This is a genomic window from Streptomyces sp. SAT1, assembly GCF_001654495.1.
Classification (GTDB): domain Bacteria; phylum Actinomycetota; class Actinomycetes; order Streptomycetales; family Streptomycetaceae; genus Streptomyces; species Streptomyces andamanensis.
Window position 1 is genome coordinate 1,352,752 of record NZ_CP015849.1, and the last position, 25,083, is coordinate 1,377,834.

General features: G+C 73.0%; 20 protein-coding genes. 10 read left to right on the forward strand and 10 right to left on the reverse strand.

The window, feature by feature from the left end; all coding sequences use genetic code 11:
* Nucleotides 1-27 precede the first annotated feature (27 nt).
* Complete coding sequence (gene metH, locus A8713_RS05905; RefSeq protein WP_064531890.1) at nucleotides 28-3,564, reverse strand: methionine synthase; 3,537 nt, start codon at nucleotides 3,562-3,564, stop codon at nucleotides 28-30.
* 305 nt (nucleotides 3,565-3,869) lie between these two features.
* On the opposite strand from metH, the gene A8713_RS05910 reads away from it, so the two are divergent.
* The 6 genes from A8713_RS05910 to A8713_RS05935 all read left to right on the forward strand — a co-directional run bounded on the left by A8713_RS05910 (nucleotide 3,870) and on the right by A8713_RS05935 (nucleotide 11,193).
* Nucleotides 3,870-4,634, forward strand: a complete 765-nt coding sequence (locus A8713_RS05910; protein WP_026252954.1) for an IclR family transcriptional regulator — start codon at nucleotides 3,870-3,872, stop codon at nucleotides 4,632-4,634.
* A 387-nt stretch (nucleotides 4,635-5,021) separates the two neighbouring features.
* The gene (locus A8713_RS05915; protein WP_064531891.1) at nucleotides 5,022-5,816 is read left to right on the forward strand and encodes an MIP/aquaporin family protein; all 795 of its coding nucleotides are present in this window, start codon (nucleotides 5,022-5,024) and stop codon (nucleotides 5,814-5,816) included.
* 95 nt (nucleotides 5,817-5,911) lie between these two features.
* Entirely contained in the window at nucleotides 5,912-7,450 is a 1,539-nt protein-coding gene (gene glpK, locus A8713_RS05920) for a glycerol kinase GlpK (protein ID WP_064531892.1), read from the forward strand.
* An 18-nt stretch (nucleotides 7,451-7,468) separates the two neighbouring features.
* Entirely contained in the window at nucleotides 7,469-9,082 is a 1,614-nt protein-coding gene (locus A8713_RS05925; protein WP_064531894.1) for a glycerol-3-phosphate dehydrogenase/oxidase, read from the forward strand.
* A gap of 202 nt (nucleotides 9,083-9,284) precedes the next feature.
* Entirely contained in the window at nucleotides 9,285-9,956 is a 672-nt protein-coding gene (locus A8713_RS05930) for a FadR/GntR family transcriptional regulator (protein WP_064531896.1), read from the forward strand.
* A 190-nt stretch (nucleotides 9,957-10,146) separates the two neighbouring features.
* Nucleotides 10,147-11,193 carry a PAC2 family protein gene (locus tag A8713_RS05935; protein WP_064531898.1) on the forward strand — a complete coding sequence of 349 codons (1,047 nt, stop codon included), beginning with the start codon at nucleotides 10,147-10,149 and terminating at the stop codon, nucleotides 11,191-11,193.
* An 84-nt stretch (nucleotides 11,194-11,277) separates the two neighbouring features.
* On the opposite strand, the gene mshC is transcribed toward A8713_RS05935, so the two are convergent.
* The 4 genes from mshC to A8713_RS05955 form a co-directional block, all read right to left on the reverse strand.
* Nucleotides 11,278-12,507, reverse strand: a complete 1,230-nt coding sequence (mshC, locus tag A8713_RS05940) for a cysteine--1-D-myo-inosityl 2-amino-2-deoxy-alpha-D-glucopyranoside ligase (protein ID WP_064531900.1) — start codon at nucleotides 12,505-12,507, stop codon at nucleotides 11,278-11,280.
* A gap of 104 nt (nucleotides 12,508-12,611) precedes the next feature.
* Nucleotides 12,612-13,451, reverse strand: coding sequence for an SCO1664 family protein (locus tag A8713_RS05945; protein ID WP_173860803.1), 840 nt, complete (start codon nucleotides 13,449-13,451; stop codon nucleotides 12,612-12,614).
* On the reverse strand, nucleotides 13,415-14,005 hold the full coding sequence (locus tag A8713_RS05950; RefSeq protein ID WP_064531904.1) for a DUF3090 domain-containing protein: 591 nt from the start codon (nucleotides 14,003-14,005) through the stop codon (nucleotides 13,415-13,417). The genes A8713_RS05945 and A8713_RS05950 overlap by 37 nt, the downstream gene beginning before the upstream one ends.
* 99 nt (nucleotides 14,006-14,104) lie before the next feature.
* Nucleotides 14,105-14,791 carry a histidine phosphatase family protein gene (locus A8713_RS05955; RefSeq protein WP_064531906.1) on the reverse strand — a complete coding sequence of 229 codons (687 nt, stop codon included), beginning with the start codon at nucleotides 14,789-14,791 and terminating at the stop codon, nucleotides 14,105-14,107.
* 61 nt (nucleotides 14,792-14,852) lie between these two features.
* On the opposite strand from A8713_RS05955, the gene A8713_RS05960 reads away from it, so the two are divergent.
* A complete protein-coding gene (locus tag A8713_RS05960; protein WP_064531908.1) occupies nucleotides 14,853-15,854 on the forward strand; it encodes a magnesium and cobalt transport protein CorA in 1,002 nt (333 codons plus the stop codon).
* A gap of 306 nt (nucleotides 15,855-16,160) precedes the next feature.
* Here the strand turns inward: A8713_RS05960 and A8713_RS05965 are convergent, their stop codons facing one another.
* Complete coding sequence (locus A8713_RS05965; protein ID WP_064531910.1) at nucleotides 16,161-17,216, reverse strand: LLM class F420-dependent oxidoreductase; 1,056 nt, start codon at nucleotides 17,214-17,216, stop codon at nucleotides 16,161-16,163.
* 208 nt (nucleotides 17,217-17,424) lie between these two features.
* Here A8713_RS05965 and A8713_RS05970 point away from each other — a divergent pair, with 208 nt between their 5' ends.
* Entirely contained in the window at nucleotides 17,425-18,408 is a 984-nt protein-coding gene (locus A8713_RS05970; RefSeq protein WP_064531912.1) for an aldo/keto reductase, read from the forward strand.
* On the forward strand, nucleotides 18,405-20,858 hold the full coding sequence (locus A8713_RS05975; RefSeq protein WP_064531913.1) for a helix-hairpin-helix domain-containing protein: 2,454 nt from the start codon (nucleotides 18,405-18,407) through the stop codon (nucleotides 20,856-20,858). The genes A8713_RS05970 and A8713_RS05975 overlap by 4 nt, the downstream gene beginning before the upstream one ends.
* Nucleotides 20,859-21,077: 219 nt before the next feature.
* Here A8713_RS05975 and A8713_RS05980 read toward each other — a convergent pair whose 3' ends face one another.
* Nucleotides 21,078-21,791 (reverse strand): hypothetical protein, encoded by a 714-nt coding sequence (locus tag A8713_RS05980; RefSeq protein WP_064531915.1) that lies wholly within the window; start codon nucleotides 21,789-21,791, stop codon nucleotides 21,078-21,080.
* 47 nt (nucleotides 21,792-21,838) lie between these two features.
* On the opposite strand from A8713_RS05980, the gene A8713_RS05985 reads away from it, so the two are divergent.
* Nucleotides 21,839-22,027, forward strand: a complete 189-nt coding sequence (locus A8713_RS05985; protein ID WP_064531917.1) for a DUF5703 family protein — start codon at nucleotides 21,839-21,841, stop codon at nucleotides 22,025-22,027.
* Between the two features lie 88 nt (nucleotides 22,028-22,115).
* On the opposite strand, the gene A8713_RS34765 is transcribed toward A8713_RS05985, so the two are convergent.
* From A8713_RS34765 to A8713_RS06000, 3 genes are all read right to left on the reverse strand, one after another.
* Nucleotides 22,116-22,988, reverse strand: coding sequence for a chaplin (locus A8713_RS34765; protein ID WP_064531919.1), 873 nt, complete (start codon nucleotides 22,986-22,988; stop codon nucleotides 22,116-22,118).
* A gap of 193 nt (nucleotides 22,989-23,181) precedes the next feature.
* Nucleotides 23,182-23,415 (reverse strand): chaplin ChpH, encoded by a 234-nt coding sequence (gene chpH / locus A8713_RS05995; RefSeq protein ID WP_037859555.1) that lies wholly within the window; start codon nucleotides 23,413-23,415, stop codon nucleotides 23,182-23,184.
* A 158-nt stretch (nucleotides 23,416-23,573) separates the two neighbouring features.
* A complete protein-coding gene (locus tag A8713_RS06000) occupies nucleotides 23,574-24,899 on the reverse strand; it encodes a M20/M25/M40 family metallo-hydrolase (protein WP_064531920.1) in 1,326 nt (441 codons plus the stop codon).
* Nucleotides 24,900-25,083: the final 184 nt, after the last annotated feature.

The following is a 25,083-nucleotide window of genomic DNA, read 5'->3' on the forward strand; positions in this document are numbered from 1 at the left end:
TCCTGTCCCGGGGGCCGCGGGAACCGCTCAGCGGGCGTTGAAGTACTTCGCCTCCGGGTGGTGGATCACGATGGCGTCGGTGGACTGCTCCGGGTGGAGCTGGAACTCCTCGGAGAGGTGGACGCCGATCCGCTCGGGCTCCAGCAGGGCGGCGATCTTCGCGCGGTCCTCCAGGTCGGGGCAGGCGCCGTAGCCGAGGGAGAAGCGGGCCCCGCGGTACTTCAGGGCGAACATGTCCTCCATGGCGTCCGGGTCCTCGCCGGCGAAGCCCAGCTCGGAGCGGACCCGGGCGTGCCAGTACTCGGCCAGGGCCTCGGCCAGCTGCACGGACAGGCCGTGCAGCTCCAGGTAGTCGCGGTAGGAGTCGGAGGCGAACAGCCGTGCGGTCTCCTCGCCGATCCGCGAGCCGACGGTGACGACCTGGAAGCCGATGACGTCGGTCTCGCCCGACTCCTCCGGGCGGAAGAAGTCCGCCAGGCACAGCCGGCGGCCGCGGCGCTGGCGCGGGAAGGTGAAGCGGGTGCGCTCGTTGCCCCGCTCGTCCAGGACGATCAGGTCGTCGTCCTTGGACACGCACGGGAAGTAGCCGTGGACGACGGCCGCCTCCAGGAGGTTGTCCGTCTGGAGCCGGTCGAGCAGCCCGCGCAGGCGAGGCCTGCCCTCGCTCTCCACCAGCTCCTCGTAGGTCGGCCCGTCGCCGGTGCGGGCCTGGCGCAGCCCCCACTGGCCCTTGAACAGCGCGCCCTCGTCCAGCCAGGACGCGTACTCCTTGAGCGGGATGCCCTTGCTGACCCGGGTGCCCCAGAACGGCGGCTCGGGCACCGGGTTGTCGGTGGCCACGTCGGAGCGGACGTGGCCCTCCTCCGGGCGCTCCTCGATCTCGGCGGCGGCCGGGCGGACCCGGCGCTGGCGCAGTTCGGGCAGCTTGGCGCCGGGGACGCCGCGCTTGACGCCGATGAGGGCGTCCATCAGGCGCAGCCCCTCGAAGGCGTCGCGGGCGTAGCGGACCTCGCCCTCGTAGATCTCGTACAGGTCCTGTTCGACGTAGGCCCTGGTCAGCGCGGCGCCGCCGAGGATGACCGGATAGCTGGCGGCGAGGCCGCGGGCGTTCAGCTCCTCCAGGTTCTCCTTCATGATCACCGTGGACTTGACCAGCAGTCCGGACATGCCGATCACATCGGCCCGGTGCTCGTCGGCGGCCTCCAGGATGGCCGAGACGGGCTGCTTGATGCCCAGGTTGACGACGTTGTAGCCGTTGTTGGACAGGATGATGTCGACGAGGTTCTTGCCGATGTCGTGGACGTCGCCGCGGACGGTGGCGAGCACGATGGTGCCCTTGCCCGCCTCGTCGGTCTTCTCCATGTGCGGCTCCAGATGGGCCACCGCGTTCTTCATGACCTCGGCGGACTGGAGCACGAACGGCAGCTGCATCTGGCCGGAGCCGAACAGTTCGCCGACGACCTTCATGCCGTCCAGCAGGGTGTCGTTGACGATGTCCAGCGCCCTGCGGGTCTCCAGCGCCTCGTCGAGGTCGGCCTCCAGGCCGTTGCGCTCGCCGTCGATGATGCGCCGCTTGAGGCGCTCGTCCAGCGGCAGCGCGGCCAGTTCCTCGGCCTTGCCCGCCTTCAGGGACTTCGCGGTGGCGCCCTCGAACAGCTGCATGAGCTTCTGCAGCGGGTCGTAGCCCTCGCGGCGCCGGTCGTAGATCAGGTCGAGGGCCGTGGTGACCTGCTCCTCGTCGAACCGCGCGATCGGCAGGATCTTGGAGGCGTGCACGATCGCGGAGTCCAGGCCCGCCTTCACGCACTCGTCGAGGAAGACGGAGTTCAGCAGGATCCGGGCGGCCGGGTTCAGGCCGAAGGAGATGTTGGACAGGCCGAGCGTGGTCTGCACCTTGGGGTGGCGGCGCTTCAGCTCGCGGATGCCCTCGATGGTGGCCAGGCCGTCCTTGCGGGACTCCTCCTGGCCGGTGCAGATCGTGAAGGTCAGGCAGTCGACGAGGATGTCCTCCTCGCGGATGCCCCAGTTGCCGGTGAGGTCGTCGATCAGCCGTTCGGCGATCTCGACCTTCTTCTCGGGCGTACGCGCCTGGCCCTGCTCGTCGATGGTGAGCGCGACCAGCGCGGCGCCGTGCTCGCCCGCCAGCTCGGCGACACGGGCGAAGCGGGAGTCCGGTCCCGCGCCGTCCTCGTAGTTCACCGAGTTGATCACCGCGCGGCCGCCCAGCTTCTCCAGACCGGCCCGGATGACCTCGACCTCGGTGGAGTCCAGGACCAGCGGCAGGGTGGAGGCGGTGGCGAAGCGCCCGGCCAGCTCGGCCATGTCGGCCACGCCGTCCCGGCCGACGTAGTCCACGCACAGGTCGAGCATGTGCGCGCCCTCGCGGATCTGCTCGCGGGCCAGCTCCACGCAGTCGTCCCAGCGGGCCTCCAGCATGGCCTCGCGGAACTTCTTGGAGCCGTTGGCGTTCGTGCGCTCGCCGATGGCGAGGTACGAGGTGTCCTGCCGGAAGGGGACCGTCTGGTACAGGGACGCGGCGCCCGGCTCGGGGCGCGGGTCGCGGGCGGTGGGGGTCAGGCCGCGCACCCGCTCCACGACCCGGCGCAGGTGCTCGGGCGTGGTGCCGCAGCAGCCGCCGATGAGGGACAGGCCGTAGTCGCGGACGAAGTGCTCCTGCGCGTCGGCCAGGTCCGGCGCGGTCAGCGGGTAGTGCGCGCCGTCCTTGGTGAGCACGGGCAGGCCGGCGTTCGGCATGCACGACAGGGGGACGCGGGCGTGCCGGGCGAGGTAGCGCAGGTGCTCGCTCATCTCGGCGGGGCCGGTGGCGCAGTTCAGGCCGATCATGTCGACACCCAGCGGTTCCAGCGCGGTCAGCGCGGCGCCGATCTCCGAGCCCAGCAGCATGGTGCCGGTCGTCTCGACGGTCACCGAGACCACCAGCGGCACGTCGTAGCCCGCCGTCGCCATGGCCCGGCGGGCGGCGATCACCGACGCCTTCGTCTGGAGGAGGTCCTGCGTGGTCTCCACCAGCAGCGCGTCGGCGCCGCCGGCGAGCAGCCCCTCGGCGCTCTGCTGGTAGGCGTCGCGGATGGCGGCGAACGTGGTGTGGCCCAGGGTGGGCAGCTTGGTGCCCGGTCCCATGGAGCCGAGCACCCAGCGCTGCCGGCCGTCCCGGGCGGCGAACTCGTCCGCCGTCTCGCGGGCGATCCGGGCCCCGGCCTCGGACAGTTCGGTGATCCGCTCGGGGATGTCGTACTCGCCCAGGGCGGTCAGGTTGGCGCCGAAGGTGTTGGTCTCCACGCAGTCCACACCGGCGTCGAAGTACGCGGCGTGGACCGAGCGGACGATGTCGGGGCGGGTGACGTTCAGGACCTCGTTGCAGCCCTCCAGCTGCTGGAAGTCGTCCAGCGAGGGCTCCTGGGCCTGGAGCATGGTGCCCATCGCTCCGTCGGCGACCACCACGCGGGTGGCGAGCGCTTCGCGGAGGGCGGACACCCGGGTCCGGCTGTCGGCGGAACTGCCGACGGAACTGTCGGCGGAAGGGGTCGGCGGCAACGAGGCCATGAAGGGGCTCCCTGGAGGTGCGACGGCTGTCGGCTTTGCGTCTTCCCCGGCGGTCCCGGGCGGTCGGCCCAGGGCTCCCGGGAAGGGCGCACGCCGCAAGAGTAGCCGGGACCGGAGGCGGGCGGTCAGGGGCGTCCACCACACGGACGAGCATGTCACCGTTGCCGGGGCGGATGGCCGGTTGCGTAACAGCTGAGGGCCGACCATTAGCGGAGAGTCGACAAGGACCGGTAGTGTTCGGCATTGCCGAACGGCGGCAGCACATCGCGCGCCGGCGGCCGAAGGGGACGGAGGGCAGCACGGCGATGGCACGGAACATCCAGTCGCTCGAACGGGCCGCCGCGATGCTGCGGCTGCTCGCGGGCGGCGAGCGACGGCTCGGCCTGTCGGACATCGCCTCGTCGCTGGGCCTCGCCAAGGGCACCGCCCACGGCATCCTGCGCACCCTCCAGCAGGAGGGGTTCGTGGAGCAGGACGACGCCTCCGGGCGCTATCAGCTCGGCGCGGAGCTGCTGCGTCTGGGCACGACCTATCTGGACGTGCACGAACTGCGGGCGCGCGCCCTGGTGTGGACCGACGACCTGGCCCGCTCCAGCGGGGAGAGCGTCCACCTGGGCGTCCTGCACCAGCAGGGCGTGCTGATCGTGCACCACGTCTTCCGGCCCGACGACAGCCGGCAGGTCCTGGAGATCGGGGCCATGCAGCCGCTGCACTCCACGGCCCTGGGCAAGGTCCTGTCGGCCTACGACCCGGTCGCGCACAGCGAGGCGCTGGAGACCGAGCGCCGGGCCTTCACGGACCGGACGGTGTGCACGGCCCCCGACTTCGAGCAGCTCCTGGACCTCACCCGCGCGCGCGGGTACGCGGCCGACGTGGAGGAGACCTGGGAGGGTGTGGCGTCCATCGCGGCGCCCATCCACGACCGGCGGCGGATGCCGGTGGGGGCGGTCGGCATCACCGGCGCCGTGGAGCGGGTCTGCCGGGACGGGGAGCTGCGCCCGGAGCTGATAGCGGCGGTGCGCGACTGCGCCCGCGCGGTCTCCCGCGACCTGGGCGCCGGGCGGTTCTGAGCGGCCGTCCGCGCTCCGGCGACGCGTCGTCGCCCACCCTCCGCGGCCCCGGGCCGCACCGGCCGGTACGCCCTCGCGTACCGGCCTTTCGCACACCCGCGCGCGGGTGTCGCGCCGGGTCGCGCACGGCAGCCGTGCCGGGCCGCGCGCGCCGGTGCGGTCCGGGGCGCCACGTAACGATCGTGCTTTGCGCAACAGACCTCTTGACGCCCGTCTGGGAGAGGGTGAGACTCGCGTCCACCGGTCGGCATTGTCGAACACCTTGCGGAAAAACGCGTTAGAGTGTGACAACGCCAAGGGCCGGCATCGCTCTCACCCCGAGGGCACCAGACCCCCGGAGGGACCCGGGGTTCGGCTTCCCCTGGACGAAGGACAAAGGAGTCGCGGGTGTCCAGCTCCGACATCTTCATCGGCGAGACCATCGGTACCGCCATACTCATTCTGCTCGGCGGCGGCGTCTGCGCCGCCGTCACCCTGAAGGCCTCCAAGGCCCGCAACGCCGGCTGGCTCGCCATCGCCTTCGGGTGGGGCTTCGCCGTCATGACGGCCGCGTACATATCGGGTCCGCTCTCCGGCGCCCACCTCAACCCGGCCGTGACGCTCGCCATCGCCATCAAGGACGGCGCGTGGACGAACGTGCCGACCTACCTCGCCGGTCAGCTGCTCGGCGCCATGATCGGCGCGGTGCTCGTCTGGGCCGCCTACTACGGCCAGTTCCAGGCGCACCTGACCGACAAGGAGATCGTCGGCGGTCCCGGCGCGCAGGTCACCACCGCCAAGGCCGTCGAGGCGCAGGAGAAGGGCGCAGGCCCTGTGCTCGGTGTCTTCTCCACCGGCCCGGAGATCCGCAACGTGGTGCAGAACCTCGCCACGGAGATCATCGGCACCTTCGTGCTGATCCTCGCGATCCTCACCCAGGGCCTGAACGACAAGGGCAACGGCCTCGGTGTCATCGGCGCCCTGATCACCGGCTTCGTGGTCGTCTCCATCGGCCTCTCGCTCGGCGGTCCCACCGGCTACGCGATCAACCCGGTCCGCGACCTCGGCCCGCGTATCGTGCACGCCCTCCTCCCGCTGCCCAACAAGGGCGGCTCGGACTGGGGCTACGCCTGGATCCCGGTGGTCGGCCCGCTGGTCGGCGCGGCCATCGCCGCCGGTGTCTACAACGTCGCCTTCGCCTGACGAGCGGCGCGCCCGCCCCACGGGCGGCGCGCGCCGAGCCGCACCGCACGCGCCGTACGCGCAGCCCCACTGACCACGGACCTCAGGAGCAGACAGTGACCGACGCCCACACCGCCGGACCCTTCATCGCCGCCATCGACCAGGGCACGACCTCCTCCCGCTGCATCGTCTTCGACCGGGACGGCCGGATCGTCTCCGTCGACCAGAAGGAACACGAGCAGATCTTCCCCAAGCCGGGCTGGGTCGAGCACGACGCCGCCGAGATCTGGACCAACGTCCAGGAGGTCGTCGCCGGAGCCGTCGAGAAGGCCGGCATCACCCGCGACGACATCAAGGCCATCGGCATCACCAACCAGCGCGAGACCACCGTGCTGTGGGACAAGAACACCGGTGAGCCCGTCCACAACGCCATCGTCTGGCAGGACACCCGCACCGACGCCCTCTGCCGCGAGCTGGGCCGCAACGTCGGCCAGGACCGCTTCCGCCGCGAGACCGGCCTGCCGCTGGCCTCCTACTTCGCCGGGCCCAAGGCCCGCTGGCTGCTCGACAACGTCGAGGGCCTGCGCGAGCGCGCCGAGGCGGGCGACATCCTCTTCGGCACGATGGACACCTGGGTCATCTGGAACCTGACCGGTGGTGCCGAGGGCGGCAAGCACGTCACCGACGTCACCAACGCCTCCCGCACCCTGCTGATGAACCTGCACAGGATGGAGTGGGACCCGAAGATCGCCGAGTCCATCGGCGTCCCGACGGCGATCCTGCCCGAGATCCGCTCCTCCGCGGAGGTCTACGGCGAGGTCAAGGGCGGCCGACTGGGCGAGCTGCTCGGCGGGATCCCGGTCGCCTCCGCGCTCGGCGACCAGCAGGCCGCGCTGTTCGGCCAGACCTGTTTCGCCGAGGGCGAGACCAAGTCGACGTACGGCACCGGCACCTTCATGGTGATGAACACCGGTGACAAGATCATCAACTCCTACAGCGGGCTGCTGACCACGGTCGGCTACCAGATCGGCGACCAGAAGCCGGTCTACGCGCTGGAGGGCTCGATCGCCGTCACCGGCTCCCTGGTGCAGTGGATGCGCGACCAGATGGGCCTGATCTCCACCGCCGCCGAGATCGAGACGCTGGCGCTCTCGGTCGAGGACAACGGCGGCGCCTACTTCGTGCCGGCCTTCTCCGGCCTGTTCGCCCCGTACTGGCGCTCCGACGCCCGCGGTGTGATCGCCGGCCTGACCCGGTACGTCACCAAGGCGCACCTCGCGCGCGCCGTTCTGGAGGCCACCGCCTGGCAGACGCGGGAGATCGCCGACGCCATGACCAAGGACTCCGGCGTCGAGCTGGCCGCGCTGAAGGTCGACGGCGGCATGACCTCCAACAACCTGCTGATGCAGACGCTCTCGGACTTCCTGGACGCCCCCGTGGTGCGCCCGATGGTCGCCGAGACCACCTGCCTCGGCGCCGCCTACGCCGCCGGTCTCGCCGTCGGCTTCTGGGCCTCCACCGACGACCTGCGCCAGAACTGGCGCCGGGCCGCCGAATGGACCCCCCGCATGGACGCGGACACCCGCGACCGTGAGTACAAGAGCTGGCTCAAGGCCGTCGAGCGGACCATGGGCTGGATCGCCGAAGAAAGCTGACGAGGAGTAAGAACCACCATGACCAGTCAGTCCACCCTGTCCGTGCCTGCCCTCGGGACGCACCCGGCCTCCGGCTCGAACCCGAGCCGGGCCGAGACCCGGGAACAGCTCTCCAAGGCGACGTACGACCTCCTCGTGATCGGCGGCGGCATCCTGGGCATCTCCACCGCCTGGCACGCCGCGCAGTCCGGACTCAGGGTGGCCCTGGTCGACGCCGGCGACTGGGCCGGCGCCACCTCCTCCGCCTCCTCCAAGCTGCTCCACGGCGGTCTGCGCTACCTGCAGACCGGCGCGGTGAAGCTGGTGGCGGAGAACCACTTCGAGCGCCGTGCGGTCTCCCGCCAGGTGGCCCCCCACCTGGCGAACCCGCTCACCTTCTACCTCCCCGTGTACAAGGGCGGGCCGCACGGCGCGGCGAAGCTCGGGGCGGGCGTCTTCGCCTACTCCGCGCTCTCCGCGTTCGGTGACGGCGTGGGCCACCTGCTCAGCCCGGCCAAGGCCGCGCAGGACGTGCCCGAGCTGCGCACCGAGAACCTCAAGGCCGTGGCCGTCTACGGCGACGACCAGATGAACGACGCGCGCATGGCGCTGATGACGGTCCGCGCGGCCGTCGAGGCGGGCGCGGTCGTCCTCAACCACGCCGAGGTCACCGGGCTGCGCTTCACCAAGGGCCGGGTCACCGGCGCCGAACTGAAGGACCGGCTGTCCGGCGACGAGTTCGGCGTGGACGCCCGGCTGGTGCTGAACGCCACCGGTCCGTGGGTCGACCACCTGCGCAGGCTGGAGGACCCGAACGCGGCGCCCTCCATCCGGCTGTCCAAGGGCGCGCACCTGGTCCTCAAGCGCACCGCGCCGTGGAAGGCCGCGCTGGCCACGCCCATCGACAAGTACCGCATCACCTTCGCCCTCCCCTGGGAGGACATGCTGCTGCTGGGCACCACCGACGAGGAGTACGAGGGCGACCCGGCCGATGTCGCGGTCAACGACAAGGACGTCGCCCAGATACTCGACGAGGCCGCGTTCTCCATCCGCGACCAGCAGCTCGACCGCGATCTGATCACCTACGCCTTCGCGGGTCTGCGGGTGCTGCCCGGCGGCCCCGGCGACACCGCCAAGGCCAAGCGCGAGACGGTCGTGACCGAGGGCAGGGGCGGCATGCTGTCCGTGGCCGGCGGCAAGTGGACCACGTTCCGGCACATCGGCCGCACCGTGATGAAGAAGCTGGAGTCGCTGCCGGGCCACCCGCTGGGCGACGACTTCGAGCCGATCTCGGCGCTGCCGAAGAAGCTGCCGCTGCCGGGTATCGCCAACCCCCGCGCGGTCGAGCACCGGCTGCTGGTGGACCGTCCGGCGCCCGGCCCGCGCATGGCCGCCGACACCGCCCGGCACCTGGCCACGCACTACGGCTCGCTGGCCCTGGACATCGCCCGGCTGGCCAACGAGAACCCGGAGCTGGGCGAGCGGGTCCACCCGGACGCCCCGGAGATCTGGGCGCAGGTCGTGTGGGCGCGCGACCAGGAGTGGGCCGAGACGCCCGACGACGTGCTGCGCCGCCGTACGACGCTGACGATCCGCGGCCTGGCCACGGACGAGGTCCGCGCGAAGGTGCAGGACGTGCTCGACAAGAAGTAGTCCGCACGGCGGTGGGGGCGGTTCCGCGGCCGCGGGGCCGCCCCCGACGGCTGTGCGGGAGGGCCTTCCGGGGCTCCGTACGCGAGAGCCGTCCAGGGCTTCGCACGGGTGCGCGGGCCGGGCCGCGGGCCGGGAGCGGTCGGCGGCCCGGCCGCATAATGGCCGCCGAGACATCCCATGTCTGACGGAGCGGAGACCGAGCATGGCAGTGACCGACGAGGCGATCGAGAAGATCAAGGCCATGATCGTCTCCGGTGCGCTGCGGCCCGGTGACCGGCTGCCCGGGGAGAGCGAACTCGCCGCCGGTCTGGGGCTGTCGCGCAACTCCCTGCGGGAGGCGGTGCGCGCGCTGTCGCTGATGCGGATCCTGGACGTGCGCCAGGGCGACGGCACGTATGTGAGCAGTCTGGATCCGCAACTCCTGCTGGAGGCGCTGAGCTTCGTCGTCGACTTCCACCGCGACGACACCGTGCTGGAGTTCCTGGCGGTGCGCCGCATCCTGGAGCCGGCCGCGACCGCGCTGGCGGCCGCCCGCCTCGACGAGGGGCGTCTGGACGCCCTGGAGGCGCAGCTGGACACGCTGGGCCCGGCCCCTTCGGTGGAGGAACTGGTCGCAGCGGACCTGGAGTTCCACCGGGGCATCGTGGCCGGCTCGGGCAACTCGGTGCTCTGCGCTCTGCTCGACGGGCTGTCCGGGCCCACCACTCGGGCCCGGGTCTGGCGCGGGCTGACCCAGGAGGACGCCGTGGGCCGCACGCTGCGCGAGCACCGGGCGATCCTCGGGGCACTGCGCGACCGGGACGCGGAGGCGGCCCGTTCGTGGGCGACGGTGCACATCGCGAGCGTCGAGCACTGGCTGCGCTCGGCGCTGTGACAGCGGTCAGCCCTCGGAGGGGTGGGGCGCGCCGCAGGTCCGGCGGCGGGCAGCGGCGATCATGGGTGTTCGAGTGTCTCGGACGGGGCAGTGATGCGTTCACTCCCCCGTGCAAGGGGGTCGCGGTCGCCCCCGCGGCACGCCGTAAGGTTGGTGGGTCAAGCGAGGGCACGTCGGAAGGAGGCGCTGGGTGATCGAGCTCGAGGGGGTACCCGAGCTGATCGACCCGGTCATGGTGGCCGCGTTCGAGGGCTGGAACGATGCCGGCGACGCCGCCTCCACCGCGGTCGCGCATCTGGAGAAGGAGTGGAAGGGCGAAGTGTTCGCGGCGCTGGACGCCGAGGACTACTACGACTTCCAGGTGAACCGCCCCACGGTCTTCATGGACGGCGGTGTGCGTAAGATCACTTGGCCGACGACCAGGCTGTCGGTGGTGCGGATCGGCGGGGACAAACCGCGCGATCTGGTTCTGGTGCGCGGGATCGAACCGTCCATGCGCTGGCGCTCGTTCTGCAACGAACTGCTCGGTTTCGCGCACGAGCTGGGGGTGGAACTGGTGGTGATCCTGGGCGCCCTGCTCGGCGACACCCCGCACACCCGCCCGGTGCCGATCAGCGGGACGACCTCCGACGCCGACCTGGCCCGCCGGATGGACCTGGAGGAGACCAAGTACGAGGGCCCGACGGGCATCGTGGGCGTCCTCCAGGAGGCGTGCACGCACGCGGGCGTCCCGGCGGTCTCCCTGTGGGCGGCGGTGCCGCACTACGTGTCGCAGCCGCCCAACCCGAAGGCCACACTGGCGCTGCTGAACCGCCTGGAGGACCTGCTCGACCTGCGGATCCCGCTGGGCGAGCTGGCCGAGGACGCACGGGCCTGGCAGGTGGGCGTGGACCAGTTGGCCGCCGAGGACACCGAGGTCGCCGAGTACGTGCAGACGCTGGAGGAGGCCCGGGACACCGCCGAGCTGCCGGAGGCGTCGGGCGAGGCCATCGCCCGCGAGTTCGAGCGGTATCTGCGGCGCCGGGACGGGGGCGGGCCCTCCTCCGGCGGGCACGCCACGGCGGACGGCGGCGAGGGCGGCTCGTTCCTGCGGGACGGCCCCGGCGGGCGCACCCGTCCGCCGAAGCCGCAGCGGCCCGAGGCGGAGACCGACGAGCCCGAGGCGGAGACCGACGACGGCAGCGCCGGCCGGGACGGCGGCGACGGCGAGCCGGGGGACGACGCTCCGAAGGACTGAGCGGCCCGGAGCCGGGGACGGACGGATCGGGGGCGGTGCGCGGATCGCGCACCGCCCCCGATCGCCGTCAGGGAACCGGCCGGGTCAGACGGCCACTCCCAGCAGGGCGTCCACGGCCCGCGAGACCAGGCCGGGCGCGCCGGTGTCGGTGCCGCCCCGCTCCTGCTGGAGCGCGGCCCAGCGGTCGACCGCGGCGAGCGCGGCCGGGGAGTCCAGGTCGGCGGCGAGGGCGTCGCGGATCTCCTCCACCAGCGCGTCGGCGGACGGGCCGTCGGGCCGGGAGACGGCCGCGCGCCAGCGCTCCAGCCGCGCCACGGCGTCGGCGAGCACCTGGTCGGTCCACTCCCAGTCGGAGCGGTAGTGGTGGGCGAGCAGCGAGAGCCGGATGGCGGCCGGGTCCACGCCGTCGCGGCGCAGCCGGGACACGAAGACCAGGTTGCCCTTGGACTTGGACATCTTCTCGCCGTCCAGCGCGACCATGCCCGCGTGCACGTACGCCTTGGCCATCGGGAACTCGCCGGTGAGCACCTGGGCGTGCGAGGCACCCATCTCGTGGTGCGGGAAGACGAGGTCGGAGCCGCCGCCCTGGACGTCGAAGCCCATGCCGAGGTGGTCGAGGGCGATGGCCACGCACTCGATGTGCCAGCCGGGCCGGCCGCGGCCCAGGGAGGCGCCGTCCCAGCTGGGTTCGCCGTCCCTCGCCGCCATCCACAGCATCGGGTCGAGCGGGTTCTTCTTGCCGGGGCGGTCGGGGTCGCCGCCGCGCTCGGCGGACAGCAGCCGCATCGCGGCGGCGTCGAGGTGCGAGACCGCACCGAAGTGGGGGTCGGACTCGACGGAGAAGTAGACGTCGCCGTCGAGTTCGTAGGCGGCGCCCAGGTCACGCAGGCGCTCCACCAGCGGGACGATGCCGGGTATCGCCTCCACGGCGCCTATGTAGTGGCGCGGCGGCAGCATCCGCAGGGCGGTCATGTCCTCGCGGAACAGCGCCGTCTCCTGCTCGGCCAGCTTCACCCAGTCGACGTCGTCGCGCTGCGCCCGCTCCAGCAGCGGATCGTCGACATCGGTCACGTTCTGGACGTAGTGGACCTGGCGCTTGGTGTCGAGCCACACGCGCTGGACGAGGTCGAACGCGTTGTAGGTCGCCGCGTGCCCCATGTGGGTGGCGTCGTACGGCGTGATGCCGCAGACGTAGATACGGGCGACGGGACCGGGGTCGAGGGTCACCGGGCCCCCGGTCGCGGTGTCGTGGATCCTCAGGTCGCGGCCCTGACCAGGCAGGGCGGGGACCTCGGAAGCGGGCCAGGCATGCATGTCATGAGCGTAACCGGACCGCGGTCCCGTCTACGAACCGGACCGCGCAGATGACCGGTAAGGCGTTCTTGCGCGATCACGGCGGGTGTGCTGCCGCGCTGCCGCTACACCGGCGGCCAGGGGATCGCCGGCCACTCCCCCGTCGGCTCGGGATGGACCCCGGAGGCGAGGAGGGCGTCCACGCGCGCGCGTGCGGCCCCGATCTCCGCCGGGGCGATGAGGGCGGCCAGCCGGGCGGCGAGGGCGCCGCCGTCGCCCAGGGCGTCCCTGAGGCCCTTGAGGACGCCCAGGGCCTCCTGCGGCAGGGGCTCGCCCGCCCAGCCCCACAGGAGGGTGCGCAGCTTGTTCTCGGTGTGGAAGGTGACGCCGTGGTCGATGCCGTAGAGGCGGCCGTCCGGGGCGGGCAGCAGATGGCCGCCCTTGCGGTCGGCGTTGTTGATCACCGCGTCCAGCACGGACAGCCGCCGCAGCCGCTCGTCGTCGGCGTGCACCAAGAGCGCGGTGCGGTCCTCGCCGACCTCGGCGAAGCCGATCGCCTTCCAGCCGGGGCCCGGTTCCTCGGCGTCCAGCAGGGCGAGCAGTTCGGTGCCGGGTCCCTCCTCCTGGGCCTCGATCCACAGCTGGACCATGCCCTCGCCGTAGGGGCCCTCGCGCAGCACGGTCGGCGGCACCAGGTGCCAGCCGGTCGCCTCGGAGACCTCGTAGGCGGCCACCTCGCGGCCGGCCAGGGTGCCGTCGGGGAAGTCCCACAGCGGGCGCTCCCCGGCGACCGGCTTGTAGACGCAGGACGCCTCCCGGCCCTCGTGCGCGACGGTGCACAGCAGCGCCGCGTTGGAGGCCTCACGGATGCGGCCGCGCACGGTCAGCTCGCCGCGGGCGAGCAGTTCGGCGGACGCCGCGTGCGGCGTCACGCCCCGCGGCGGTATCCGTTCTGGCGCGGACATACGTGTCCTTCCGGGTCGAGCGGGAGGCTGCACAGCGGGCACGGCGGCCGCCCGGCGTTGACGACGTCGAGTGCGCGCTTGGCGAACGCCCTCGCCTGGGTGCCGGTGAGCCGGACCCGCAGCATCGGGGGGCCGTTCTCCTCGTCCTGGAGCAGCCGCTCCTCGGCCTCGGCGAGGTCCTCCTCGGACTCGGCGTCGAGTTCGACGAGGGCCTGGGCCTCGACGACCATGCGCTCTTCCTCGCCGTCCCAGGCGAGCGCCATGGTGCCGACCCGGAACTCCTCCTCGACGGGGGTGTCCAGCGGGCCGGTGTCGGCGATCTCGGTGGGGGCCATCGCGGGCACGGCGGCGTTGCCGCCGCTGCGGCGCACCACCTCGTCGAGCAGTTCGTCCATGCGTTCGGCGAGCGCCGCGACCTGGGTCTTCTCCAGGGCCACGCTGGTCACCCGGGAGCCTGCGGTGGCCTGGAGGAAGAACGTACGGCGTCCGGGCAGTCCGACCGTGCCGGCCACGAAACGGTCCGGGGGGTCGTAGAGGAACACCTGACGGGACACGTCCTGTCTCCATGGGGATCGGGAGAAACGGGGGAAACGACGGTAAACGACGGAGGGGGTGGGGCTACGGCGACCGCTTCACCCTACTGCGGCCGACGATCACGGTGCGCCCGCGCCGCCCCCGACCGGTGCGTCGCCGCCGGCGCTCTCCTCGCGCGGCGCGAGGGAGGTGAGGTCGCCGGTGTCGCCGAGGCGCACCAGGAAGGGCCGCAGCCTGGTGTAGCGGATCGCGGTGACGGAGCAGGGTTCGACGGAGATCCGCTGGAAGAGGTCGAGGTGGAGGCCGAGCGCCTCGGCGACCAGGGACTTGATGATGTCGCCGTGGGAGCACATCAGGTAGACGGCGTCGGGGCCGTGGTCGCGCTCCACGCGCGCGTTCCACTCGCGCACCGCCTCGGCGGCCCGGGTCTGCATGGCGCGCAGGGACTCGCCCCCGGGGAAGGCCGCGGCGGAGGGGTGCGCCTGCACGACCTCCATCAGCGGCTCGTCCTTGAGCTCGGCGAGTTTGCGGCCCGACCAGTCGCCGTAGTGGCACTCCCCGATCCGCTCGTCGGTGTGCGCGCCCAGGCCGGGCCGCGCGTCCAGGAGGGGCTGTACGGTCTCCTGGCAGCGCTGCAACGGGCTGGTGACCACCTCGGCGACCGGCAGCGCGGCGAGCCGGCCGGGCAGCGCGGCGGCCTGTGCGGCACCGCGTTCGTCGAGTGCGACACCGGGCGTCCAGCCGGCGAGCAGTCCCGCGGTGTTGGCGGTGGAACGTCCGTGCCTGACGAGGATCAGCGTGGGCATGCGGCCAGGGTAGGGGTATACGCGGCTCCGGCGTCGGCCGGACGAAAGGGGAACACGCTCAGTGATCGTCGACTGTGGCATCTACCGTGGCGGACACCGCACGGAGGGCCCGGAGGACTTCTCCGACGCCCTGGCCGAGGCGCGGGCGGCCGGGGGGTTCGTGTGGGTGGGACTGCATGAGCCGACCGAGCAGGAGTTCGGCCTGGTCACCGAGGAGTTCGGTCTGCATCCGCTGGCGGTCGAGGACGCCCTGAAGGCGCATCAGCGGCCCAAGCTGGAGGTCTACGACGATTCGCTGTTCGCGGTGCTCAAGCCGGTGGGGTACGAGCCGCAGAGCGACGAGGTGTCGGCCGGCGAGATCATGATCTTCCTGGGCGACTCGTTCGTCGTCACGGTGCGTCACGGAGAGAGCGATGGACTGGCTGTCGTACGGCACCGGCTCGAACAGGAGCCGGAGATGCTCGGCAAGGGTCCGACCGCCGTGCTGTACGCGATCGCCGACGCGACCGTCGACCACTATCTGGACGTGGCGACCGAGTTGCAGACCGACCTGGAGGAGCTGGAGGCGGAGGTCTTCTCCCCCGACCGGGGCGGCTCGCGGCACACCGCCTCCCGCATCTACAACTTCAAGCGGCAGATCACCGAGTTCCGGCGCGCGACGGGCCCGCTGGCGGTGCCCATGTCCCGTCTGGGCGGGACCGGGGTGGGCGCGTTCACCGCGACGGTGCCGTTCGTGGACGAAGCGGCGCACCCCTTCTTCCGGGACGTCAGCGACCACCTGACCCGGGTGAACGAGTCCGTGGAGGGCCTGGACCGGCTCGTCTCGGACATCCTCTCGGCCCATCTGGCGCAGACCAGCGTCCAGCAGAACGACGACATGCGGAAGATCTCCGCGTGGGCGGCCATGGCGGCGATCCCGACGATGATCGCCGGCATCTACGGCATGAACTTCGACCACATGCCCGAGCTGCACTGGATCTGGTCGTACCCGGCGGTGATCGGACTGATGGCCGTCCTGGAGGTGCTGCTGTACCGGCAGTTCAAGCGGCGGGACTGGCTGTGAGGACGGCGGGTCCGGGCGGGCCCGGAGCCGCACCAGTGCACCACTGCACCGCCGCACCGACGCGGAGGACGTGCCGGGTGCGGTCGCCCGGGTGACGCGACTCGCGCGGGGCGGGTTGCGCCGGAGGGCGCGGCGTACGCCCGGCGCGCGGGCCGTAACCCCGCGGGCCCCGGCGCGTTGTTCCCGGTGACGGCCGTGGCGGGGAGGACCCCCGAGCCCCCACCACGGCCGTGAGACGTCCCGGGAGGGCGGGCGCGCACCGGCGCGTCCGCCCTCGTCCGGTGGTCCGGTGGCACGGACCGGGTGTCACGCCAGTCCGGCGCGCTCCAGGGCCGCGGTGCCGGCGCGCAGCGACGCCAGGCGCTCGTCGCGGGTGAAGCCCGCCGGGGCCAGGGTGAGGGTGGTGACACCGGCCGCCGCGTACGCCTTCATCCGGTCCGCGATCCGGTCGACGGAGCCGAGCAGCGTGGTCTGGTCGATCAGCCGCTGCGGCACGGCGGCCGCGGCGCCCTGCTTGTCGCCGGACAGGTACTTGTCCTGGATCTCGGCGGCTTCCTTCTCATAGCCCATGCGTCCGGCGAGCTGGTTGTAGAAGTTCTGCTTGCGGCTGCCCATGCCGCCGACGTACAGCGCCGTGTACGGGCGGAAGGTGTCGGCGAGCGCGGACACGTCCTTGTCGTCGCCGAGCGCGAGGGGCACGGTCGGGCAGACGTCGAAGCCGTCCATCGTCAGCCCGGCCTTCTCCCGTCCGGCCCGCAGCGGGCGGATCGCCGTCTCCTCCAGATGGTCGGCGGAGGGGAAGATGAGCAGCGCGCCGTCGGCGATCTCGCCGGTCTGCTCCAGGTTCTTCGGGCCGATGGCGGCGATGTAGAGCGGGATGTGCTCGCGCTGCGGGTGCACGGTCAGCTTGATCGGCTTGCCGGGGCCGCCGGGCAGCGGCAGCGTCCAGTGCTCGCCGTCGTGGGTCAGCCGCTCGCGGGTCATGGCCTTGCGGACGATCTCGACGTACTCGCGGGTGCGGGCCAGCGGCTTGTCGAACTTGACGCCGTACCAGCCCTCGGAGACCTGCGGGCCCGAGACGCCGAGGCCGAGCCGGAACCGGCCGCCGGACAGCGAGTCGAGCGTGGCGGCGGTCATCGCCGTCATCGCGGGCTGCCGGGCGGGGATCTGGAAGATGGCCGAGCCGACGTCGATGCGCTCGGTCTGCGCCGCGACCCAGGTGAGCACGGTGGCCGCGTCCGAGCCGTAGGCCTCGGCCGCCCAGCACACGTCGTAGCCGAGGCGGTCCGCCTCCTGGGCCACGGCCAGGTTGTCCGCGTCCATGCCGGCACCCCAGTAGCCGAGGTTGATCCCGAGCCGCATGCCCAATCCCCTTACCGATGAGTAACGTGCGTGTGCGCACGACCCTAGCGCGAGGCCGGTGGATCCGGCAGGCCACGGACGGTGTGACGGCGGACTCGTCCGGGGCCCGCGCCGGGACGCGGCCGGTTGTCCACAGGTCGCCACCGGGGCGGATCCGGTTGTCCACAGGTCACCCACGGGGCATCCGTGGCCAGTAATCTCGGCGTTCATGGAGCAGAGGCATCTCGGCCGTACGGGCCTGCGCGTGTCCCGCATCGGCCTCGGCACCCTCACCTGGGGCCGGGACACCGACGAGCACGACGCGGCGGACATGCTGAAGGCGTTCTGGGAGGCGGGCGGCACCCTCGTCGACACGGCGGACGTCTACGGCGACGGCGAGGCCGAGTACCTGCTGGGACGGCTCATGGACGGCCTGGTGCCCCGCCACGACCTGGTCGTCTCGACCAAGGCGGGCAGCGTCCCCGACCCCGACCGGCGCTTCGACGGCTCCCGCGGCCATCTGCTGGCGGCCCTTGACGACTCCCTCGCCCGGCTGGGCACGGACCACATCGACGTGTGGCACGTGCACGCCTACGACCCCTCCACCCCGCTGGAGGAGACCCTCCAGGCACTCGACCTGGCCGTGAGCAGCGGGCGGGTGCGGTACGCCGGGGTCTCCAACTTCTGCGGCTGGCAGCTGGCCAAGGCGGCGACCTGGCAGCTCGCGGCGCCGGGCACCCGGACCCGGCTGGCGAGCACGCAGATGGAGTACTCGCTGCTCCAGCGGGGCGTCGAGCGCGAGGTGCTGCCCGCCGCGCTCGACCTGGGCATCGGGATGCTGCCGTCCTCGCCGCTGGGCCGGGGCGTGCTGACCGGCAAGTACCGCGACGGGCTGCCGCCGGACTCGCGGGGCGCCTCGGAGCAGTTGGCGCCGTTCGTCGAGCCGTACCTCGACGACGCCGCGCGCCGGATCACCGACGCGGTGACGACGGCCGCCGACGGGCTGGCGGTGACCCCGCTCCAGGTCGCCCTGGCCTGGGTCCGCGACCGGCCCGGGGTGACCGCCCCGATCGTCGGCGCGCGCACGGCGCAGCAGCTCATGGCCGCGTTGTCAGTGGAGAGCCTTAGTCTTCCTGACGAGATCTGCCGGGCGCTCGACGATGTGTCGGCGCCCGTGCACCGCTATCCCGATCACGACTGGAGCACGCTGTGAGCACGGAGCCGGAGACCACGGAGAACACCGGGCCGGGGACGCCGGACACCGACGGGCGGGAGCTTGCCGCGAGCGGGAGCGAAGGGGCGCGGACTCCGGACGCCGACACCGACGCCGCCGAACCCCCGGGCCCCGCGGACGCCGACGGGAGCGACGACGGCGACGACAGGGACGACGGGGACGACGGGGAGGGTGGCAGCTCGGCCGGAGAGACCGAAGAGTCCGGGGACGGCGGCGCGGACACCGCGGCCGGGGAGGGCTCCGACGCCGGGTCCGCGGGCGGCGCGGACGGCGGCGCCCAGTTGTCCGAGGCGGCGGCCGAGCTGGCGGCCCAGCGGATCGAGCGGGAGCGCATCGAGCGCCGGAAGGCCGAGAAGGAAGCGAGAGGACCCATCGAGGCCGGGACGAAGCTCAGCGGTCCGGCCGCCGATCTGCTCGCCGCGGTCCGGGCCGTGGAGAGCGGCGAGAAGCCCGCGGCCGCCGTGTTCGCCGAGCCCGAGGCGGAGACCGCGCGGCGCAGGCCCGCCGCCGAGCGGACGCGCCCGGCGCCCGTCCCGCCGCCGGCGGCGGCCACCGCGCCCGCGGCCCCGGCCGGTGAGACCGTCGAGGCCGTGGGCCGGGTGCTGGCCGAGGGCGGGGCACCGCAGGCGCTCGCCGCCGCCGTCGCGACGGCCCTCGGCGAGGGCGCGGCGGACCTGCTGCGCGCCGACCCCTGGCAGTTGCTGCGTGTTCCCGGGGTGCGCCCCGAGCAGGCCGACGGCTTCGCGCGGGCGCTGCTGGGTGCCGAGTGCGGGCCCGCCGACGAGCGGCGCGGCCGGGCGTTCACGGTCTGGCTCCTGGAGCAGGCGGCGCTCGCCGGGCACACCGCGCTGGAGGCTCCGGCCCTCACCTCCGCACTGGCCCAGCGAGGCGTCCCCGACCCGGACGAGGCCCTGCAGTCCGCGCTCGCGGAGGGCGAGGCCCTGGTGTTCCAGGACGCCCTGGACGAGCCGGGAGCACCGGCCGCCCCGGCCCCCGCCCCGGCCCCCGGCGAGGAGGACGGCGGCGAGGACGAGGAGGGCGAAGGTCGCCCGGTACGGATCCTCGTCGGCCTGGAGCGGTACGCGCTCGCCGAGGAGAGCCTCGCGGACGGCCTGGCCCGGCTGGTCAACTCCGTGCCGAAGGAGGACGGTCCGGGCGAGGACTGGGAGCGGGCCGCCGGTGCGGCCCGGGGTTCCGCCGCCGAGCTGATCCGCGCGGTCGCCGGGCACGCCCTGGTGCTGCACACGGGCGGGGAGGCGTCCCGGGCCGAGGCGGCACGGCTGCTCCGGGAGGCCCGCGCTCTCGGGCTGCGCGCCTGGGCCGCCGCGCACAGCCCGCTGGGCCGGGACGCCTTCGCTGCGCTGCTCGGCGGGTCCTCCGAGGGGCTCGGCGGTCACGGCGGGGCCGAGCGGCCCGGTGCGGACGGCTCGGCGGACTCCGGGACGGACGCGTCCGCCGTGGCCACGGTCGCCGGGCTGCTGTCCGGTGCCGAGGGGCCGGGCCGGGACACCGACGGCGCCTTCGACCTGGACCTCCTCGTCGTGCTCGACGCACCCCAGCTGGACGTCGAGACGGCCGCCCTGGTCGCGGAGTCCCTGCCGGACGGCGCCCGGCTGGTGCTGGCCGGAGATCCCGGTGTGCTGTGGTCCGCGGGGCCCGGACGGGTCTTCGCGGATCTGCTGGCGGCGGGGATCTGTCCGCACATCGCCTCGCGGACACCGGACCCGGGCCCGCTGGGCGAGCTGGTCTCCGGTATCGGCGTCGGCGAGCTGACCCAGGTGCAGGCGCCGGGCAAGGAGGTCGTCATCGTCCCGGTGCGGGACGCGGGCGAGGCCGTGCACCGCACGGTGCAGCTCGTCGCGGACTCGGTGCCGCGGGCGATCGGCGTCCCCACCGCGCAGACCGTGGTGATCACCGTGGGCCACGGCGGCGCGGCGGGCACCCGTGCGCTCAACGCCGCCCTCAAGGAACGGCTCAATCCGGGCCCCGGCCGTTTCGGCGGCTTCGACCCGGACGATCGTGTCGTCTACTCCCCCGCCCCCGGCCGCGCGCTGCCCGGCCAGGTGGTGCGGGCGGACGCCGACGGTCTGCACCTGTCCTGCTCGGGCGAGTCCGTGGTCGTCCCGAAGGACCAGGTGGACGGCCATGTGCGGCACGGATGGGCGCTGACCGCGCACCAGGCCGTGGGCGGCCGGTGGCCCGCGGCGGTGGTGGTGCTGCCGGGCGACGCGGCGCAGGCGCTCAGCCGGCCGTGGGTCTACACCGCTTTCGGCCGGGCGAGCCGCCATCTGTCCGTGGTGCACGGGGTGGAGCAGGCGCTGCCCAGGGCCGTGGCCGAGGTCGCGGCCCGGCCGCGTACGACCCGGCTGCCCGTCCTGCTGGTCCCGCAGACCGGTGGGGAGGAAGCCGCCCAGGCGGCCCAGGGCTGACGGCCGTGCGGCCCGTCCCGGGCTTCGAGGGACACCGCCCGGGTCCTCGGGCTTCGGGGCCGGGGGCGGGTCTCGGGCTTCGGGGGTCGCCGCCCGGGGGCGGGACGGGGGCGCAGGGCGGGGCGCGGCGGGGCGGCGCAGGGCACGGCGGGGCGGTGGCCCGCCCGGGAGCCCCCTCCCCGGGCGCCCCTCCCCGACCGCCGCGGCCCGCCGCGCCGCTCAGTGCTCGCGCGCGTCCAGCGGCTCCAGATCCTCGTCGTCGTCCTCGTCGAGATCTGTGTCGAGGTCGTCGGCGTCATCGGCGGCGGTCTCGTCGTCGTCCGTCTCGTCGTCGAAGACCGCGCTGACGTCGAAGCGGCAGACGACCAGTTCCGGATCGACCTGTTCGAAGGGGGCCTCCAGCCAGTCGCCCGGGTCGGCGGGTTCGTCCGAGGCCGTGACCCAGAGGGTGGAGTCGCCCTCCTCCAGGCCGAACTCCTTGTGCCGGGAAGCGATCTCGTCGGGTTCGAACTCGCCGAAGAGCACCCCGAGGGCCCCGTGCACGGTGTCGGACGGGCCCGTGCCGATGCCCGCGGCGCCCTCGGCGTCCGCGGCCTCCACCCGCTCGGCCTGGGCCAGCAGCCGCTGCGGGTCGGCCACGGCGTAGTCGCGGCGGATCAGCACGCTGATCGCGTTCGGCTCCTCGGGGCCCGCGTACGGCGGCAGCGAGTCGTCACCGGGGATCTCGAAGGGCGTGACCTCGTCGTAGCGGTCGTAGAGCAGCTCGTCGTACGCCTCCGCGGCGGCGGCCAGCTGGTTGAACGCTTCGTAGACGGCCGGGTCGTCGTCCCCCGACCTGCGTTCGACCGCCGCCAGGTGACGGTCGAGCGCGGTCTTGACCGCCTCGGCGGCGGCGCGTACCTCGGCAGCGGTGGGCTGCGCAGCATCAGACATAGTGCAGACGCTATCCGTACCGGGCCCCAGCCCGCACAATAGATGCGATGCCGGAATACGAATTTGTCGACGTGTTCGTCCCGCGTGGGGTGTCCCGCAACGAGACGACACGTCTGCTGACCGACCATGCCGAGTACGGACACTGGGAGTTGTACCGCCTGAGCCTGCTGCGCGACGGCAGCCGCCGGGTGCGGCTGCGGCGGCGGATCATCCGCCAGGTGCGCGCCACCTGGTGACCCGGCCGAAGCCGTCCTGGTCCCGCCCCCGCCCGGACCTCGCGGGCCCCGCCGACGCGGGGCCCGCTCAGGTGTGCGCCGGTGCGGCTCAGGCCGAGGCGCGCGCCCTGCGGTACAGCACCGCGCCCGCCAGCAGCGCTCCGGCGCCGATCGGCAGGGCGAGGCCCAGGGGCAGCTCACTGCCGGTGTGCGCGAGTTGGCCGCTCGCCCGGGGCGGGGTCGCGGTCTGCGGGGCGGGCTGGTTGATGTGCACCGCTCCGCTGGGCGTCCGGCTGCCCGTGACGGGCGGACTGGTGGGCGTGCCCGGGTGGCCCGGGGTGCCGGGGTGGCCGGGAGTGCCAGGGTGACCGGGGTGCCCCGGATGTCCGGGCGTGCCGGGGTGGCCCGGAGTGCCCGGGTGGCCGGGCGGGTTGCCGTGACCCGGAGGCGTGGGGTGACCGCCGGGGCCGCCCGGGTTGGCGCAGGTGTCGCCGAAGGCCGCGTTGCCCACGCCGATGACGTCGACGCTGTTGCCGCAGACGTTCACGGGGACGTCGATCGGCACCTGGACCTGGTTGCCGGAGCCCACGCCCGGTGACCCCCCGGTGTGGCCGCCGGCCTGCGCACCGCCGCCGGAGCCGCCGTGGCTGCTCCCGCCGTGACCGCTTCCGCCGTGCCCCGTCCCTCCGTGGCCGTGCCCTCCGTGCCCGCCGTGCCCGCCGGACGTGCCGCTGCCCTCGCCGCCGTTGGCGCACTTGTTGCCCATCGCCGGGTTGAGCAGCCCGACGACGTTCACGGTGTTGCCGCAGATGTTCACGGGCACGTGCACCGGCACCTGCACCGTGTTGCCGGACAGCACGCCCGGCGAGCCGGCCGCGGTGCCGGTGGCGCCCGCGTCGGCGTGCGCGGCTCCGCTCGCCGCGGCGAGCACGCCGGTGGCGGCGGCCACGGTCATCAGGCCCTTGCGGGTGACCTGTCGCATGTTGCTGAATCCCTGCTCTCGACCTTCTCGAACCTTCCGGAACGCGCGCTCGCACTCGGGCGGATGAGCACACCCGGCGACCGCGCGGAAAAACCGGCCGGCCCCGGAGCGCATGGCGCGCGCGCCGGGGCCGGCGGGTTCAGACCCCCCACGGAGTCGATGAATTCAGACCCTCACGGGGTGGGGCACAACGTCACTTGTTGACGCAGGCGTTGCCGAAGGCGGGGTTCAGCAGCCCGATCACCGAGATCGTGTTGCCGCAGACGTTCACCGGCACGTGCACGGGCACCTGGATGACGTTGCCGGAGACGACGCCCGGGGACTGCACGGCGGCACCCTGGGCTCCGGAGTCGGCGGCGGCCAGGCCCGCGCCCGCGAGGACCAGCCCACCGGTGGCAACCGCGGCAGCGACGACCTTCTTGATCATTATTCCTCCTAGTTGGCAAAAGCGATCCCGTGTTGCTGATCGCATTACCTGTAACGAGGAGGGAGTAATGGAGCTACGAGCTTATGGTCGGATTCACTCTTCTCAGTCATGCCCGTACAGGCGGTCGATTACCGGGGTCAAGCGGGCGCTGACCAGGGTCAGGAGGCGTCGATGAACCGGTCGAGCACGCGCACGCCGAACCGCAGACCGTCCACCGGCACCCGCTCGTCGACCCCGTGGAACATGCCCGCGAAGTCCAGCTCCGGCGGCAGCTTCAGCGGGGCGAAGCCGAAGCCCCGGATCCCCAGGTCGTCGAAGGACTTGGCGTCCGTGCCGCCGGAGAGCATGTACGGGATGGCCTTCGCGGCCGGGTCCTCGGCCACCAGCGCGGACTGCATCGCCGCCACCAGCGGCCCGTCGAACGTGGTCTCCACGGCCTTGTCGGCGTGCACGTCCTCGCGCTTGACCCGGGGGCCGAGGATCCGGTCCAGATCGGCCAGGAACTCCTCCTCGAAGCCCGGCAGGAAGCGTCCGTCGACATGCGCGGTCGCCTCGCCCGGGATGACGTTGACCTTGTATCCGGCGCCCATCTGGGTCGGGTTGGCGGTGTTGCTCAGGGTCGCGCCGATGAGCTTGGCGATGCCGCCCAGCTTGGCGAGGGTCCCCTCCATGTTCTCCGGGTCCAGCTCGGTGCCGAGCGCGTCGCCGAGTTCGTCGAGGAAGGCCCGGGTGGTCTTGGTGACCCGCACCGGGAACTCGTGCCGGCCGAGCCGGGCGACGGCGTCGGACAGTTCGGTGATCGCGTTGTCCCGGTGGATCATCGACCCGTGGCCCGCGGTGCCGGCCACGGTCAGCTTCATCCAGTGCATGCCCTTCTCGGCCGTCTGGATCAGATACAGCCGCCGCTGCTCACTGACCGTGAAGGAGAAGCCGCCGACCTCGCTGATCGCCTCCGTGACGCCCTCGAAGAGGTCCGGGTGGCGGTCGACCAGGTACCGGGCGCCGTACGTGCCGCCCGCCTCCTCGTCGGCGAGGAAGGCGAGCACGATGTCCCGGGGCGGCCGGCGCCCGCTGCGCAGCCGGTCGCGCACGACCGCCAGCGTCATCGCGTCCATGTCCTTCATGTCCACCGCGCCCCGGCCCCACACGCAGCCGTCCGCGACCTCCCCGGAGAAGGGGTGGTGCGTCCAGTCGTCGGCGTTGGCCGGTACGACGTCGGTGTGGCCGTGGATGAGCAGTGCGGGCCGGGACGGGTCCTCGCCCGCGATCCGCGCCACGGTCGAGGCGCGGCCGGGGTGGGACTCGAAGATCTTCGGTTCGAGGCCCACCTCGGCGAGCTTCTCGGCGACGTACTCGGCGGCCTTGCGCTCGCCGGGGCCCGAGTGGTCGCCGTAGTTGCTGGTGTCGATCTGGATCAGCTCGCGGCAGAGGTCCACGACCTCGTCCTCGCCGGTGACGCCCCTGGCCGTGTCCGTCTCGCTCACGCTGCTTCCTCCCGCTGGTGTGCTGGTGGCCCATCTCGTGTGCCCGTGGTCCACTCATCCTCCCTCTCCCGGCGCCCCTGGCCCAAGGGAGCCCCCGGCCCGTCACAGCGCGTTCACGCCCCGAGCCGGGAGCGGACCGGGGGTGATCGGGCACACCGGAAAGCCTGGTAATGTTTACGTCGTC